The sequence below is a fragment of the Dysosmobacter segnis genome, from assembly GCF_014297285.1.
GTDB classification, from domain to species: Bacteria; Bacillota; Clostridia; order Oscillospirales; family Oscillospiraceae; genus Oscillibacter; species Oscillibacter segnis.
Genome location: NZ_JACOQI010000003.1, coordinates 47359 through 62392, shown reverse-complemented (window position 1 = coordinate 62392; position 15034 = coordinate 47359). Strand labels below are relative to the sequence as shown.

Sequence of the window (15034 nt, the reverse complement as noted above, 5' to 3'; positions counted from 1 at the left end):
CCGATACTATATAAATTGGAGGAAAAAGATTATGGCTTTTACCGCTGCTGATGTTAAGAACCTGCGCGAAATGACCGGCGTAGGCATGATGGACTGCAAGAAGGCTTTGACCGCTTCCGACGGCGACATGGACAAGGCCGTTGAGTTCCTGCGTGAAAAGGGCCTGGCCGCCTCCGCCAAGAAGGCTGGCCGTGTTGCCGCCGAGGGCATGGCTTACGCCGCTGTCATCGACGGCGTGGGCGTGGTCGTTGAGGTCAACGCCGAGACCGACTTCGTGGGCAAGAATGAGAAGTTCGTGGACTTTGTCAAGGGTGTTGCCGCTACCGTGGCCGCCAACAAGCCCGCCGACCTGGAGGCCCTGATGGCCTGCAAGTACAACGGCACCGACCTGACTGTTGAGCAGCAGCAGCAGGAGATGGTCCTCGTCATCGGCGAGAACATCAAGGTACGCCGCTTCGCCATTTTCACTGAGGGCGTGTCCGTTCCCTATATCCATGCCGGCGGCAAGATCGGCGTGCTGGTGAACCTGAAGGTGGAGGGCGATATTGACGCCACCGCCGTGGGCAAGGACGTTGCCATGCAGATCGCCGCTCTGAATCCCCGTTTCTGGGACAAGTCCCAGGTTTCTCAGGACGTGCTGGACGAGGAAAAGAAGATCATGATGGTCCAGATGGAGAATGATCCCAAGATGGCCAACAAGCCCGAGCAGGTCCGCGAGAAGATCGTCATGGGCAAGATGAACAAGTTCTACTCCGAGAACTGCCTGCTGCAGCAGGAGTTTGTCCGCGGCGATGTGTTCACCGGCTCCGTGGAGCAGTATATCGCTGACGCTGCCAAGAAGCTGGGCGGCAAGATCACCTTCGTGGATGCCATCCGCTTTGAGAAGGGCGAAGGCATCGAGAAGAAGCAGGAGAACTTCGCTGAGGAGATCGCCAAGATGGTCAAGGGCTAAGCCCAACACCGAATATCGTCTGAAAAAGGACAGCCGCAATGCGGCTGTCCTTTTTGCTTCAATCACGATGACGGCAGAAATCAAGATCCGTCAGAGAAACCGCCTCCGTGTTTGGCAGAGCCAAACATGGGGACGGTTTCGTAGTTTTGCCCGTGTTGGATCGGTCTTTTGAGCGGGGAGCGGCAAGCATGGTCAGTTTTCCAGCTCTGCCGGCGTTTTGGGATAGTCGGCGTAATAGCCATCATTGGGATTTGCCAGGTAGTACCGCAGCAGCTTGGCCCAACCGGTTTCTTCTGCCGTCAAGGCATTGGCATTGATGGCGGCGTCCAGAGCGGAGACTGCTGTCTCGCAGTCGGCGGGGTAGTAGTCTGCACCGTAGGCGGTGCCTCCCATAATCAGAGTCTGCACCGCCTCATCATCGGCAGTGCTGCGGGCCAGCGCCTTGGCATAAGCCACCGGATCAGAAAAGAGAGCCCGGGAGAGGAGATAGCAGTAATCCTCCGCGTAAGCGCCGTCGATGCCGCGCGCAGCATAACCGCGCTGAATGAAATAAATATCACCACTGGAGTAGTGTTCCTGTTGGGAGAGCCAATCCAGCAAGGCAAATATGGTACCACTGCTGTCGATACCGCCCAACGCTCCGAATTCCTGCCAATCCATATCCGGCAGGTTGGTGAAAACATCCCGGCGGTAGGCGTACCGTTCCTCTGCGGAGAGGTTTTCGTTGGTCACAAGCTGGTTCCATGCAATATAGACCTGCCGGGTGGCATCTATCGGCTCCTGTGGAAGGTCCTGCCGGTGGGAGAAGTCCGGGTCGCCGTTTTCATCCACCGGGAAGGTGGAGGTATTGTTGGCGGCAGCGTAGAAGTCTCCCATATCCTGCATCAGCTCCATGGAGATGCCCGCCACCAGGCCATCCTTTATGAAGAAATAGATCGTCTGATAGCCGCGGCCCTCCTCAAAGGCGCTCCAGATATACAGATAGTCATGGGGAACCAGCGAATACCCATCCGCCTCCTTGAGACCGTACAGCAGCGTTCCTTCCGCCTGATCCTCCTTGCCAGAGTGATAGGCGTCCACCACAAAGGATTTTTCGTTACCGACGCTGATACCACGGGGCGTCCAGAAGCCGGGGGCCATGGTGGAAATGCGGCAGATGGTATCCCCGGCGGCCTGCCCCTGCTCCGGGTCGGCCTGAAAGCGAATGTAATCCACATACAGTCCGCCGCAGACCGCGTGGTGGACGGCGGCTAAATGGAGGTCGGTGCCCTCCGTGACGATCTTCTCCGGAGCCGTCAGATGGAGGGAGGTGTGAAAGGGGAAGGGCACATCCTGATTTCCCAAAGTCAGGAACTCATACCATTCCCGGCCGTCCGTCCGGGGAACCTGCCATTGCAGGTAAAAGTCCGACGCGGGCTCAGCATAATCGCTTACCTGCCCCGCAGGCGGCTGGTTGATCCGGTAGAGAAGGAACCCGGCAATCAGAACCGGCAGCAGAACGCATACGCTCAGGAGGAACCACCACTTTTTGCTGGTGTTTTTCGGCGGCACCGGTTCCTCCGGCGTTTCCGTCAGCTCCGCCACGGAAACGCCCAGTTCCCGGGCCAGTCCGATCAGGTTGTTCAGATCCGGGGCAGAGAGGTCGGTCTCCCATTTGCTGACGGCCTGCCGGCTGACGCCCAATCGGGCACCCAGCTCCTCCTGAGAAATATTCAGCTTTTTTCGATACAGGCTGATGCGCTGTCCAAGTGTCATATCGCGTTCTCCTTCCATAGGGGGTATCGGTGGAATTTCGACTTCAGTATACCATACGGGGCCGCTATTGGCTACCACCCGGCTGTCAACTATCGGTTGCGGGCGGAAAAAAGACCGGAATTCCAACAAAAACCGGTCATGGAATTTTCCTGTGAAAATCTTCGGATACCCCCTTTCCAAACGACGGAAAATAAGGTAAAATAGACACTGATAACATATGCCACAGGAGGTCATTATGGAAAAACCGGTATATCATCGTGTCCTATTGAAGATCAGCGGCGAGGCCCTTGCGGGAGACAAGCATTCCGGTCTGGATTTTGAGGTCATTGGTCAGGTGTGCGACGTCATCAAGAAGTGTCTGGACATGGGCGTTCAGGTGGGTCTGGTCGTCGGCGGCGGCAACTTCTGGCGGGGCGCCAAGAACAGCGGCGGCGGCAAAATGGAGCGGACCCGCGCCGATCACATCGGTATGCTGGCTACGGTTATGAACTGTCTGGCAGTGGCGGACGTCTGCGAGCAGAAGGGGATCCCCGTCCGGGTGCAGACCGCCCTTGAGATGCGGGCCATTGCGGAGCCGTACATCCGTTCCCGGGCGATCCGGCATTTGGAAAAAGGCCGCGTGGTCATCTTCGGCGCCGGTACCGGCAACCCCTATTTCTCCACGGATACGGCAGCAGTACTGCGGGCGGCTGAGATCGACGCGGACGTGATCCTGCTGGCCAAGAACGTGGACGGCGTGTACAGCGCCGACCCAGTGAAGGACCCCACCGCCGTCAAGTATGACAGCATTTCCTATGATGAAGTGCTGGCCCAGCATCTGATGGTGATGGACACCACCGCAACCTCTCTTTCTATGGATAACCACATTCCCGTGCTGCTCTTTGCCCTGAAGGACCCGGAGAATATCATCCGGGCCCTCTGCGGCGAAAACGTGGGCACGATCGTAAAAGAATAAAGGTGCGAAAGGAAGGAACCAAGCTATGTTGAAAGACGATTACAAGATCTACGAGGAAAAAATGAATAAGAGCATCGACTCTGCCGCCGCGGACTTTGCTTCCGTCCGGGCAGGCCGTGCCAATGCCGCCGTGCTGGACCGCATTATGGTGGATTACTACGGCACCCCCACCCCTATTCAGCAGATCGCGGCGATCTCCACCCCGGACCCCCGGATTTTGCAGATCTCTCCGTGGGACGGTTCTGCGCTGAAATCCATCGAAAAGGCCATTCTGAACTCCGATCTGGGCATCAATCCCCAGAATGACGGCCGGAATATCCGTCTGAACTTCCCTCAGCTGACGGAGGAGCGCCGTAAGGAGTTGGTCAAGCAGATCCGCAAGTACGCGGAAAACGGCAAGGTGGCCATCCGCAACATCCGCCGGGATGCCATGGAGTCCTTCAAGAAGAAGGAAAAGGCTTCCGAGATCACCGAGGATGATCTGAAGCAGGCAGAAAAGGATCTTCAGAAGCTGACGGATGACAGCAGCAAGAAGATCGACGAGCTGCTGGCCCGCAAGGAAAAGGAACTGATGGAGATTTGATGAGCGAGACACGAAACACGCTGCATACGGCGGGGTGGGCTGCCAGCCCACCTCGCCATATTGCGATTATTATGGACGGCAATGGCCGCTGGGCCACCCAGCGGGGGCTGCCCCGCACCGCGGGACATAAGGCGGGGGCGGAGACCTTCCGCCGGATCGCCACCTACTGCAAGAACATCGGCGTCAAGTACCTGACGGTCTACGCCTTTTCCACGGAAAACTGGAAGCGCTCGGAGACAGAGGTCTCCGCCATTATGGCGCTTTTGAAGAAGTATCTGCTGGAAGCCGTGGACACTATGGAGCGGGACCATATCCGACTCCACTTCTTTGGAGACATGACGCCCATCGCACCGGAGCTGCGGGCGTTGGCCCACGAGACAGACGAGATCACGGAGCATTTGTCCAAGGACGATTTTCAGGCCAATGTCTGTCTGAACTACGGCGGCCGGGATGAGATCCTCCGGGCTGTCCGCCGGTTTGCGGCAGAGTGTGCGGAAGGGAAGCGGAAGCCGGAGGACCTGGACGAAACGCTGTTTTCCACCTATCTGGACTCTGCCGGCATCCCGGACCCGGAGCTGATCATCCGCCCCAGCGGGGAGCAGCGGCTGAGCAACTTCCTCCTGTGGCAGTGTGCGTATTCCGAGTTTTATTACACGGATGCCCTCTGGCCGGACTTCGATGAGGAGGAGCTGGACAAGGCGATCGCCGCCTACCAGAGCCGGGATCGCCGGTTCGGCGGTGTGAAGAAATAAGCCCTTACAGGTGTTGAAAGGACTGAAATTCTATGTTGCAAAGATGGTTGGTGGTCATCATTGGCCTGCCGCTGCTGCTGGCGGCGCTGCTGCTGTGTCCGGACTGGGTGACGGTGATCGTGGTATGCGGCATTGCCGCTGCTGCGGCCTATGAGCTGCTGCACACGGCGGGAAAGAAAGTGCCCAAGTGTGTCTACGCGTTTACCATTCTGGCTGCCGTGGCGCAGGAATGGGTCATCTATGACGCGCATACCTGGCAGTTTTATGACAGTTATCAGTCCGTGGGCATGGTCCGGATCCTGTGCGTCCCGCTGGTACTGCTGACAGTCCTGTTTTTCGTTGCCGTCAAAAGCTACGGAACGCCGAACGCCATGCCCTTTGCCGATGTTGCCACAGCGATGATGGGCGGCACAGTGTTTCCCATGATGTACAGCGCCATTTTCCTGCTGCGGATGGACGGGCTGTACGGCAAGATGTATGTACTGCTGCCATTCTGCGTGGCTTTTCTGGGAGACAGCTTTGCCATGTACGGCGGGATGCTGTTCGGAAAACGGAAAATGGCCCCGGCGGTCAGCCCCCACAAGACGTGGGCGGGTTCTGTCGCCGGATTGATCGGCAGCGCCTTGGGACTGGTGCTCTGGGGTGTGGTGGCCCGGATGTGGCTGGGTTACGAGCCGAACTATCTGAATCTGATCCTGGCCGGTCTGGTGACCAACGCCATCGGCCAGCTGGGCGATCTCGCCATGTCCCTCATCAAGCGGGAGGCGGGCGTGAAGGATTACAGTCACATTTTCCTGACCCACGGCGGAATGTTGGACCGATTCGATTCCACCCTGTTTATCACCCCGTGGATCTATTTGCTCGTGTGCGCGGGTATGCTTTAAGAGACATAGAGGACATACTATGATGAATACGATCTCAATATTGGGCTCCACCGGCTCCATCGGCCGTCAGACCTTGGATGTGGCGGAACAGCTGGGCCTGCAGGTGGCGGCACTGACCGCCAACTCCAATGTGGAGCGAATGGAGGAACAGTGCCGAAAGTTCCGTCCCCGCCTGGCGGTGATGACGGAGGAAGCAGCTGCAAAGGAACTGGCAGTTCGCTTGCAGGACACGTCTGTAAAGGTGTTGGCCGGTACAGATGCTCTGGTGGACGCCGCCGTGATCCCGGAGGCGGAAACGGTGGTCACTGCCGTGGTTGGTATGGTGGGATTGAAGGCCACGTTGGCTGCCATCCGAGAGAAAAAGCGTATCGCCTTAGCCAATAAGGAGACTCTGGTCTGCGCCGGTGAACTGGTGATGAGTGAGGCGGACCGCTGCGGTGCGGAGATCGTGCCGGTGGACAGCGAGCATTCCGCCATCTTCCAGTGCTTGCAGGGCTGCGCCGACCGTCGGGAGATCCGGCGGCTGATCCTGACCTGCTCCGGCGGGCCCTTCCGGGGGATGGGCCGGGACGAGGTGGGGCGCATGACCAGGGCCGATGCCCTGCGGCACCCCAACTGGACTATGGGCCCCAAGATCACCGTGGACTGCTCCACACTGATGAACAAGGGGCTGGAGGTCATCGAGGCCATGCGGCTGTACCGTCTGCCGCTGGCGCAGGTGTCCGTCATGGTGCATCCGCAGAGCATCGTTCACTCCATGGTGGAATTTAAGGACGGAGCCGTTCTCGCCCAGTTGGGTACGCCGGATATGCGACTGCCCATCCGCTACGCCATGACCTACCCGGAGCGGGGGGAGAACCCGGCACCGCCGCTGGACCTTTTGAACAGCCCGTCCCTGACCTTTCTGGAGCCGGACCGGGAGACTTTCCCCTGCCTCCGTTTGGCGGAGGAGGCGGCCGAGGCAGGCGGCACGGCCTGCGCCATTCTGAACGGCGCCAACGAGGAAGCCGTCCGTCTGTTTTTGGCGGAAAAAATTGGTTTTTATGACATTTCCGACCTGGTTGCGGCGGCGCGGGCGACCGTCCCGGTGACGCAAACACCCTCGTTGGAGGAAATTTTATCAGCGGACCACGCCGCCCGAGAGGCCGTGAAGTCCGCATTTGCAAGGAGACATTCATGAGCTTTGTCTACATCCTGGCGGCGATCTTGATTTTCGGCGTGCTCATCGCCGTGCATGAGCTGGGTCACTTTCTGGCGGCGAAGCTCTGCGGCGTACAGGTCAACGAGTTTTCCATCGGCATGGGCCCTGCCGTCTGGCACCGGAAGAAGGGGGAGACAGCCTATTCCTTCCGGGTCCTGCCCATCGGCGGCTACTGCGCCATGGAGGGGGAGGACGGAGACACGGGCAGCGCCCGGGCCTTCACCCGTCAGGGCTTCTGGAAAAAATTCGTGATCTTAGCCGCCGGTGCTTTCATGAATTTCCTGACGGGACTGCTGATCGTGGCGATCCTGTTCAGCAGTGCCGGGACCTTCTTTGTGGACGGGATCACAGGCCTTGCCCCGGAGGTGTCCCGGACCGGGGAAAACGGTTTACAGGCCGGGGACCAGATCTATAAGATCAACGGCTGGCGCACCTATTTCAGCGGCGACGCCCAGATGTTTCTGAGCTATTCCGGCGACACGGCGGATATTGAGGTCGTCCGGAACGGGCGGCATATTCTGGTGGAAAACGTCGCCCGACAGACCTGCACTGACCAGCAGGGGGAGCCTTATCAGGGCTTCGGCCTGTATGTGGGACGGCTGTCTGTCCCGGCCACCGTATCCAACCGCATCCGCTACATCTGGTATCAGACCATGGACTTCGTGCAGCTTGTGTGGTTCAGTCTGGGCCAGCTTGTTACCGGCGGGGCCGGACTCAATGACCTCAGCGGGCCGGTGGGCATTGTGACCACCATCAAGGATGTAGGCACCGAGGCTCAGGAAACGGCGGAACAGAATGACCAGAACGGCCTGCTGGCTGCGGCGGAGAGCATCGCCTATTTCGCGGCGCTGATCGCTGTGAATCTGGCGGTGATGAACCTGCTGCCCCTGCCGGCGCTGGATGGCGGACGGATCTTTTTCCTGCTGGTGGACGCAGTTTCCATGGCACTGTTCAAGCGGAAGGTGCCGGAGAAGTATCAGGCGGCCATCAACACGGCGGGCTTTGTCCTGCTGATGGGCTTTATGCTGCTGGTAACATTCCAGGATGTATTCAAATTGGTAAAGTAGGCGATCAATATGACAAAGAAATTGATGGTTGGCAAGGTGGCTGTGGGCGGCGGTGCCCCCGTGTCCATCCAGTCCATGTGCAATACGAAAACCGACGATGTGGCCGCTACTGTGGCCCAGATTCACGCATTAGAGGATGCCGGATGCGAGATCATCCGGGTGGCGGTGCCGGACGAGGACGCTGCCAAGGCGGTAGACAAGATCAAGGAGCAGATCGCTATTCCCCTGATCGCAGACATCCACTTCAACTACAAGCTGGCGCTGATGTGCGCCGAGCGGGGGATCGACGCCCTGCGGATCAACCCCGGCAACATCGGCGGGGAGGAGAAGGTCAAGGCCGTGGCGGACATTTGCCGCCAAAAGAACATCCCCATCCGCATCGGCGTCAACGGCGGCTCTTTGGAAAAGGAGCTGCGGGCCAAGTACGGCGGCGTGACCGCCGAGGCGCTGGTAGAGAGCGCCATGGGCCATGTCCGGCTGCTGAACCGGTTCGATTTTGACGATATCTGCATTTCCGTGAAATGCTCCGACGTGCCGCTGACCATGCGGGCCTACACGCTGCTGAGCCAGCAGACGGACTACCCGCTGCATCTGGGCGTCACCGAGGCCGGAACGCCCTCTATGGGTATGGTGAAGTCTGCCATGGGCATCGGTGGATTGCTGTGCATGGGCATCGGCGATACCATTCGGGTGACCCTGACGGCGGACCCGGTGGAGGAGATCTACGCTGCCAAAAAGATCCTGCGGGCGGCAGGTCTGCGGAAAGAGGGCGTGAATCTCATCGCCTGTCCCACCTGCGGCCGCACCCGGATCGACCTGATCCCTATGGCGGAGGAAGTGGAGCGTCGTCTGATGAACTGTACGAAAAACATCACCGTGGCGGTGATGGGCTGCGCCGTCAACGGGCCCGGAGAAGCTGCCGCCGCGGATGTTGGCATCGCCGGCGGCAAGGGCGAGGGCCTGATTTTCCGCAAAGGAGAGATCCTTTACAAGGTGCCTCAGGAGCGGCTTGTAGACGCATTGATGGAGGAAATCGAAAAGCTGTAAGCGGCTTTTACATAAGATAGGGGAAAGAAGGACGCATGTCGAGAGAGATACCGTTTTTTGAATTATTTGCGCAGCTGCAGCTCTCCCCGGAGCTGCGGCTAAAGCTGTTGGGGGCGGTGATCGCCAGCGCCTGCATCCATCAGGACACCCTCTCTATGGAGCTGGCGATGATCGTGAAGCACCCTCTGGAGCCGTCGGATCTGGACGAGCTGAACAGCGCCATCCGTAACGGCTACGGACTGAACGAGGTGCGATTCCGGGTCACGCTGAAGGAGGAACAGCTGCCCTCGCAGCGGAAGGCAGCGGCCGCGCCGTCCGCCCCGTCCGGGGGAGGTCCATCAGGGCCGGTCCTGATGGGCAACCCCATCAAGGTCAAGCCCGTGGAAATGAAGACGCTGGATCTGAAAATGGGCAATGCCACGGTAAGCGGCAAGGTGTTCTCCGTGGAATGTGTGGAGACCCGGCGGCCCGGTATGTGGCGGCTCCATGTGGAGATGACGGACTACACCAGCTCCGTGGCCGTCCATAAAAACCTGACGGAAAAGGAAGCCAAGGGCCTGGATGGGAAGATCAATCCCGGTATGTGGCTGTGCGTTCAGGGCAAGATGGAGCCCACCTGGGACGGCAAGGACATCCAGCTCAATCCCTACCACATCAACGTCATCCAGCACGAGGAACGGCAGGATACCGCCCCGGTGAAGCGTGTGGAGCTGCATCTCCACACAAAAATGAGCAATATGGACGCCCTGACGGACACGAAGGAGGTCATCAAGGAGGCCATCCGCTGGGGCCATCCCGCCATTGCCATCACGGATCACGGTGTGGCCCAGTCCTTCCCGGACGCGTGGCACGCCGCCGGGGACAAGATCAAGATCCTCTATGGCGTGGAGGGGTATTTTATCAACAACGTGGACGACCGCATTGCCGTCCACGGCCGGGGGGACTGCGGGCTGGACGACGAATTCGTCTGCTTCGATATTGAGACCACCGGCTTGAAGGTGGATCGGGAGGCCATTACGGAAATCGGCGCGGTGGTGCTGAAAAACGGCGAGATCGCCGAGCGGTTCCAGACTTTTGTGAACCCCAACCGCCGCCTGACACCGGAGATCATCGGCCTCACCGGCATCACCGACGAAATGCTGAAGGACGCCCCCCAGCTGAAGGACGCCCTGACGGATTTTCTGAAATTTGTGAACGGGCGGCCGCTGGCGGCCCATAACGCGGAGTTTGACATCGGCTTTATCCGGGCGGGGTGCAAGAAGGTGGGGCTGGAATTTGACCCCACCTATGTGGACTCCCTGATCTTAGCCCAGAACCTGCTGCCGGGTCTCGGCAAGTACAAGTTAGACATTGTGGCGGACCATCTGGACCTGCCCGCCTTCAATCACCACCGGGCCAGCGACGATGCCGCCACGGTGGGCTACATGCTGATCCCGTTCTGGAAAATGCTCCATGAGCGGGGGATCCACACCCTCCAGGCCGTCAATAAGGAGATGGAAAAGCTGCGGCCTCTGGGCAGCAAGTCCAATCGTTTTCCCAAGCACATCATTATTCTGGCCCGGAACAAGGTGGGCCTGAAAAATCTCTATCAGCTGATCTCCGCTTCCAACCTGAAATATTTCAAGCGGGTGCCTACCATTCCCAAAAGTGAGCTGATCGCCCATCGGGAGGGCCTGATCATCGGCTCCGCCTGCGAAGCCGGCGAGCTGTTCAAGGCTGTGGTGGATCACAAGGATTGGGACGAACTGAAGCGCATCGCGTCCTTTTACGATTATCTGGAAATTCAGCCCCTGTGCAACAACGCCTTCATGCTCCGCAACGGCGAGGCACGGAGCGAGGAAGACCTGCGGGAATTCAACCGTATCATCGTCCGCCTCGGCGAGGAGCTGGGGAAACCCGTCTGCGCCACCGGCGACGTCCATTTCCGGGAGCCGGAGGACGAAGTGTACCGGCATATCCTGCTGGCATCCAAGAAGTTCCCGGACGCCAACGAGCCTTTGCCGATCTACTTCAAGACCACTCAGGAAATGCTGGAGGAATTTCAGTATCTGGGGGAGGAAAAGGCCTACGAGGTGGTGGTCACCAACACCCGTCTGGTGGCGGATCAGATCGAGACCTTCGAGCTGCTGCCGGCGGAGCTATTCCCGCCCCGGCTGGAAAATTCCGAAGAGGACCTGAACCGTCTGGTCTGGGAAAAGGTCCATCGGCTCTATGGCGAGGACCCGCCCCAGCTGATCGTGGACCGTCTGAACGTAGAGCTGGGCGGTATCTTAGGCAAGTACGACGTGGTGTACATGTCCGCCCAGAAGCTGGTGCAGCGCAGCAACGAGTGCGGCTATCTGGTTGGCTCACGAGGTTCCGTCGGCTCGTCACTGGTGGCTTATATGTCCGGCATTACGGAGGTCAACTCCCTGCCGCCCCACTACCGCTGTCCTAAGTGCAAAAACAGCGAATTCATTCTGGACGGCAGCTACGGCTGCGGCGCGGATATGCCGGATAAGGTTTGTCCCGTCTGCGGCACCAAATACGTGAAGGACGGATTTGACATTCCCTTTGAGACCTTCCTGGGCTTCGGCGGCGGCAAGGTGCCGGACATCGACTTGAACTTCTCCGGCGAATACCAGGCCCGGGCCCACCGCCACGCCATTGAGATGTTCGGTGAGACCCAGGTGTTCCGGGCGGGTACCATCGGTACCCTGGCGGAGAAAACCGCCTACGGCTTCGTGAAGAAGTACCTGGAGGAAAACGGCATCGTGGCCTGCCGGGCGGAGGAAAACCGGCTGACCCTGGGCTGCGTTGGCGTCCGCCGCACCACCGGCCAGCACCCCGGCGGCCTGGTGGTGGTCCCGGACGACAAGGATATGGAGGATTTCTGCCCGGTGCAGCACCCGGCGGACGCCGATGATTCCGATACCATCACCACCCATTTTGAATATCACTCCATGGAGGCCAACATCCTGAAGCTGGATATGCTGGGACACGATGACCCCACCATGGTGCGTATGATGCAGGATCTCACCGGCGTGGACCCCCATGAGATCCCGCTGGACGATCCGGAGACCATGTCCATTTTCATTTCCAGCAAGGTGCTGGGCTATGAGAATGACCCTATTCTGGGGCCAACCGGCGCTGTGGCCATCCCGGAGTTCAACACCCGGTTCACCCGCCAGATGCTCATTGACACCCAGCCCAAGGATTTCAATACGCTGGTACGGCTCTCCGGCTTCTCCCACGGTACGGACGTGTGGATGGGCAACGCCCGGGAGCTGATCCTCAGCGGCACCGCCAGCGTTCTGGAAACTGTGGGCTGCCGTGACGATATTATGCTGTACCTGATCTCCAAGGGCCTTGACCCCAAAATGAGCTTCAAGATCATGGAGAAGGTGCGAAAGGGCAAGGTGAAGAAGGGCGGCTTCGACGAGGGCTGGGAGGAGGCCATGATGGAGCACGATGTACCGGACTGGTACATTGAGTCTCTGGCCAAGATCGGCTATCTGTTCCCCAAGGCCCACGCCGTGGCCTACGTCATGATGGCCTTCCGCATCGCCTGGTTCAAGGTCCATGAGCCACTGGCGTTCTATGCGACCTTTTTTTCCGTCCGGGCCAAGGCATTTGACGCGGAATACTGCTGTGCCGGCATGGACGCGGTGAAGCGGAAGATCAAGGAGATCGAAAACAACAAGGACGCCACCGCCGTGGAGCAGAACCTGCTGACCACGCTGGAGGTGTGCTATGAGTTCTATCTCCGGGGCTTCCATTTCGACACCATCAACATCTACAAGTCGGACGCCACCAAGTTTATCGTCACAGAAAAGGGCCTTCTGCCGCCCTTTGTGACGGTCCACGGCTTAGGCGAGGCGGCGGCTTTGGACACGGTGGAAAAGCGAAAGGGGAAGGAGTTCATCTCCGTTGAGGAGTTTGCCATGTGCTGCAATAAGCTGTCCAAGACCCATATCGAGCAGTTGAAGGCGCTGGGCGCTTTCGCGGGCATGGCGGACACCAGCCAGATCACCCTGTTTTAAAGCTTTTCCGTGCAAAACAAGCACGGCCCCACGCGGCTAATACCGCATGGAGCCGTGTTTTTTAAAAGCCCAGGCAGACGGGAAACTCGAGGAAGATAAACGACCTGATTTCAACCCGCGTAAAGTAAATACAGCTTGCAGAAACAGCCCCCGTATCCAACGAATACGGGGGCTGTTTTGCTTTCAAAAGATTTACTGATCCAGCTTGCTGTTGCACTTGCTGAGGAAGCGGTCATTGGTGATGATCGCCCGGGTGTGGGTGCCTGCGCCGATGGGGCCCTTCTCGTCCCACGCCTTTACGGCGAAGTCGATCATCTTGCCGTTTTCGGAAACGGCGGTGATCTCAGCCTCCGCCCAGACCTTCATACCCACGGGGGTAGGGGCGTCATGGGAGACATTCAGATGGGTGCCCACGCTGCCCTTGCCTTCCTCCAGATACTGCTGAAGGACGCTGGCTGCGGCATTTTCCATCATAGCCGTCATAAAGGGGGTGCCGAACACCGGCAGCATACCGGAACCGGCCATCTGTGCGGTGAGCTCCGGGGTGACCGTTTTTTCAACAGTCAATTTTGCGCCAATTTCAATCATACTCAGTTCCTTTCCGTCCCGCGTCGGCGGGACTGTGGTTTCTGTTAAATACCCAGCTCCGTCCAGAGATCGTTGTACAGCGTCAGCGTGTCGGCGGGAAGGTTGGTATACAGCTCGCAGCGGGCCAGCACCTCGTCGGGAGCGGCCATGATCTCATAGCGCTCCTCGTCCAGAGGCTCGCCGTAGGTCTCCTCGTAGTAAGCGGGATAACCCTCCAGTGCCTCCAGATTGGGGGAAGCGTAGCCAATGTAGTCCATGTTGGCCAGATTGGATTCCGTGGAGGCGATGAAGTTGATCCACGCCTCGGCCTCCTCCTTGTGCTGAGCGGTTTTCAGAACGCACATGGCGTCCACGAACCAGTTGCTGCCCTCCTTGGGTACCACGAACTTCAGATCGGGGTTGTTGTCCAGCATGGTCAGGTAGTCACCGGCGTAGTACATGGCAATGGCGGCGTTGCTGCCCTCCATCTTGCCGAAGACCTCGTCCATCACGAAGGACTGGTACACACCCTTGCTCTTGGCGTCTGCCAGCAGCTCGTAGGCTTCCCGGATCTGAGCCTCGTCGGTGGTGTTGATGTCATAGCCCAGATCCAGCAGGGCGGCGGCCAGAGCGTCCCGGGAGTTGCGGATCATCAGGACGTTGCCGGCGTACTTCTCGTCGAACATGGCGTCCCAGCTGTCGATGTCGCCGTCCACCATGGTGGAATTGTAGATGATGCCCAGGGTGCCCCAGGTGTAGGGAACGGTGTACTTGTTCTCGGGATCGAAGCTCAGGCTCTTGTACTGCTCGCCGATCTTCTCATAGTTGGGGATGTTGTCGTAGTTCAGCTCTGCCAGCATACCCTCGTCGATGAGACGGGCGATCATATAGTCAGAAGGGACGATGACGTCATAGTCACCAGCGCCGGTTTTCAGCAGGGAGTACAGGGCTTCATTGCTCTCGGCGGTCTGGTAGTTGACCTTGATGCCGGTCTCGTCCTCGAATTTGTAGATCAAGTCCTCGTCAATGTATTCACCCCAGCTGCAAACATTCACAACACGTTTGCCGCTGCCGTTACTGCTGCCGGAATTGTTGTCGGAGCCGTTGCCGCTCATGGTTGTATAGTCGCTGCCGCCGCATCCGGTGAGAAACAGGCTTGCCGCCATGGTCATGGCACAAGTCAAGGCTAATGCTTTTTTCAATTGATCATTCCTCCAGTGTTTTTTTGATTTTTCTATTTCAGGCTTAC

Annotated in this window: 12 protein-coding genes; 9 read left to right on the top strand and 3 right to left on the bottom strand. The window is 58.7% G+C overall.

Going from position 1 to position 15034, the window contains the following annotated elements:
* The first annotated feature begins 31 nt into the window (after nucleotides 1-31).
* Nucleotides 32-952, top strand: a complete 921-nt coding sequence (tsf, locus tag H8Z83_RS04735) for a translation elongation factor Ts (RefSeq protein WP_187013985.1) — start codon at nucleotides 32-34, stop codon at nucleotides 950-952.
* A gap of 192 nt (nucleotides 953-1144) precedes the next feature.
* Here the strand turns inward: tsf and H8Z83_RS04730 are convergent, their stop codons facing one another.
* Entirely contained in the window at nucleotides 1145-2707 is a 1563-nt protein-coding gene (locus tag H8Z83_RS04730; RefSeq protein WP_187013984.1) for a helix-turn-helix domain-containing protein, read from the bottom strand.
* A 235-nt stretch (nucleotides 2708-2942) separates the two neighbouring features.
* On the opposite strand from H8Z83_RS04730, the gene pyrH reads away from it, so the two are divergent.
* Genes pyrH through H8Z83_RS04690 form a run of 8 tightly spaced genes read left to right on the top strand, consistent with a single transcriptional unit; the run spans nucleotide 2943 to nucleotide 13218 of the window.
* On the top strand, nucleotides 2943-3662 hold the full coding sequence (gene pyrH / locus H8Z83_RS04725) for a UMP kinase (RefSeq protein WP_187013983.1): 720 nt from the start codon (nucleotides 2943-2945) through the stop codon (nucleotides 3660-3662).
* 25 nt (nucleotides 3663-3687) lie between these two features.
* Entirely contained in the window at nucleotides 3688-4245 is a 558-nt protein-coding gene (frr, locus tag H8Z83_RS04720) for a ribosome recycling factor (RefSeq protein WP_207731991.1), read from the top strand.
* Entirely contained in the window at nucleotides 4245-4997 is a 753-nt protein-coding gene (uppS, locus tag H8Z83_RS04715) for an undecaprenyl pyrophosphate synthase (protein WP_187013982.1), read from the top strand. Before frr ends, uppS begins: the two co-directional genes overlap by 1 nt.
* Nucleotides 4998-5029: 32 nt before the next feature.
* Complete coding sequence (locus H8Z83_RS04710) at nucleotides 5030-5881, top strand: phosphatidate cytidylyltransferase (RefSeq protein ID WP_187013981.1); 852 nt, start codon at nucleotides 5030-5032, stop codon at nucleotides 5879-5881.
* A gap of 19 nt (nucleotides 5882-5900) precedes the next feature.
* Complete coding sequence (locus H8Z83_RS04705) at nucleotides 5901-7061, top strand: 1-deoxy-D-xylulose-5-phosphate reductoisomerase (protein WP_187013980.1); 1161 nt, start codon at nucleotides 5901-5903, stop codon at nucleotides 7059-7061.
* Nucleotides 7058-8149 carry a M50 family metallopeptidase gene (locus H8Z83_RS04700; RefSeq protein WP_187013979.1) on the top strand — a complete coding sequence of 364 codons (1092 nt, stop codon included), beginning with the start codon at nucleotides 7058-7060 and terminating at the stop codon, nucleotides 8147-8149. The genes H8Z83_RS04705 and H8Z83_RS04700 overlap by 4 nt, the downstream gene beginning before the upstream one ends.
* 9 nt (nucleotides 8150-8158) lie before the next feature.
* Nucleotides 8159-9196 (top strand): flavodoxin-dependent (E)-4-hydroxy-3-methylbut-2-enyl-diphosphate synthase, encoded by a 1038-nt coding sequence (gene ispG, locus H8Z83_RS04695; protein WP_187013978.1) that lies wholly within the window; start codon nucleotides 8159-8161, stop codon nucleotides 9194-9196.
* Nucleotides 9197-9231: 35 nt separating this feature from the next.
* Nucleotides 9232-13218: a PolC-type DNA polymerase III gene (locus tag H8Z83_RS04690; protein ID WP_187013977.1), complete on the top strand. Its 3987-nt coding sequence runs from the start codon at nucleotides 9232-9234 to the stop codon at nucleotides 13216-13218.
* A gap of 192 nt (nucleotides 13219-13410) precedes the next feature.
* On the opposite strand, the gene H8Z83_RS04685 is transcribed toward H8Z83_RS04690, so the two are convergent.
* Entirely contained in the window at nucleotides 13411-13806 is a 396-nt protein-coding gene (locus H8Z83_RS04685; RefSeq protein WP_187013976.1) for a thioesterase family protein, read from the bottom strand.
* A 44-nt stretch (nucleotides 13807-13850) separates the two neighbouring features.
* Nucleotides 13851-14987 carry an ABC transporter substrate-binding protein gene (locus H8Z83_RS04680; RefSeq protein WP_187013975.1) on the bottom strand — a complete coding sequence of 379 codons (1137 nt, stop codon included), beginning with the start codon at nucleotides 14985-14987 and terminating at the stop codon, nucleotides 13851-13853.
* Nucleotides 14988-15034: the final 47 nt, after the last annotated feature.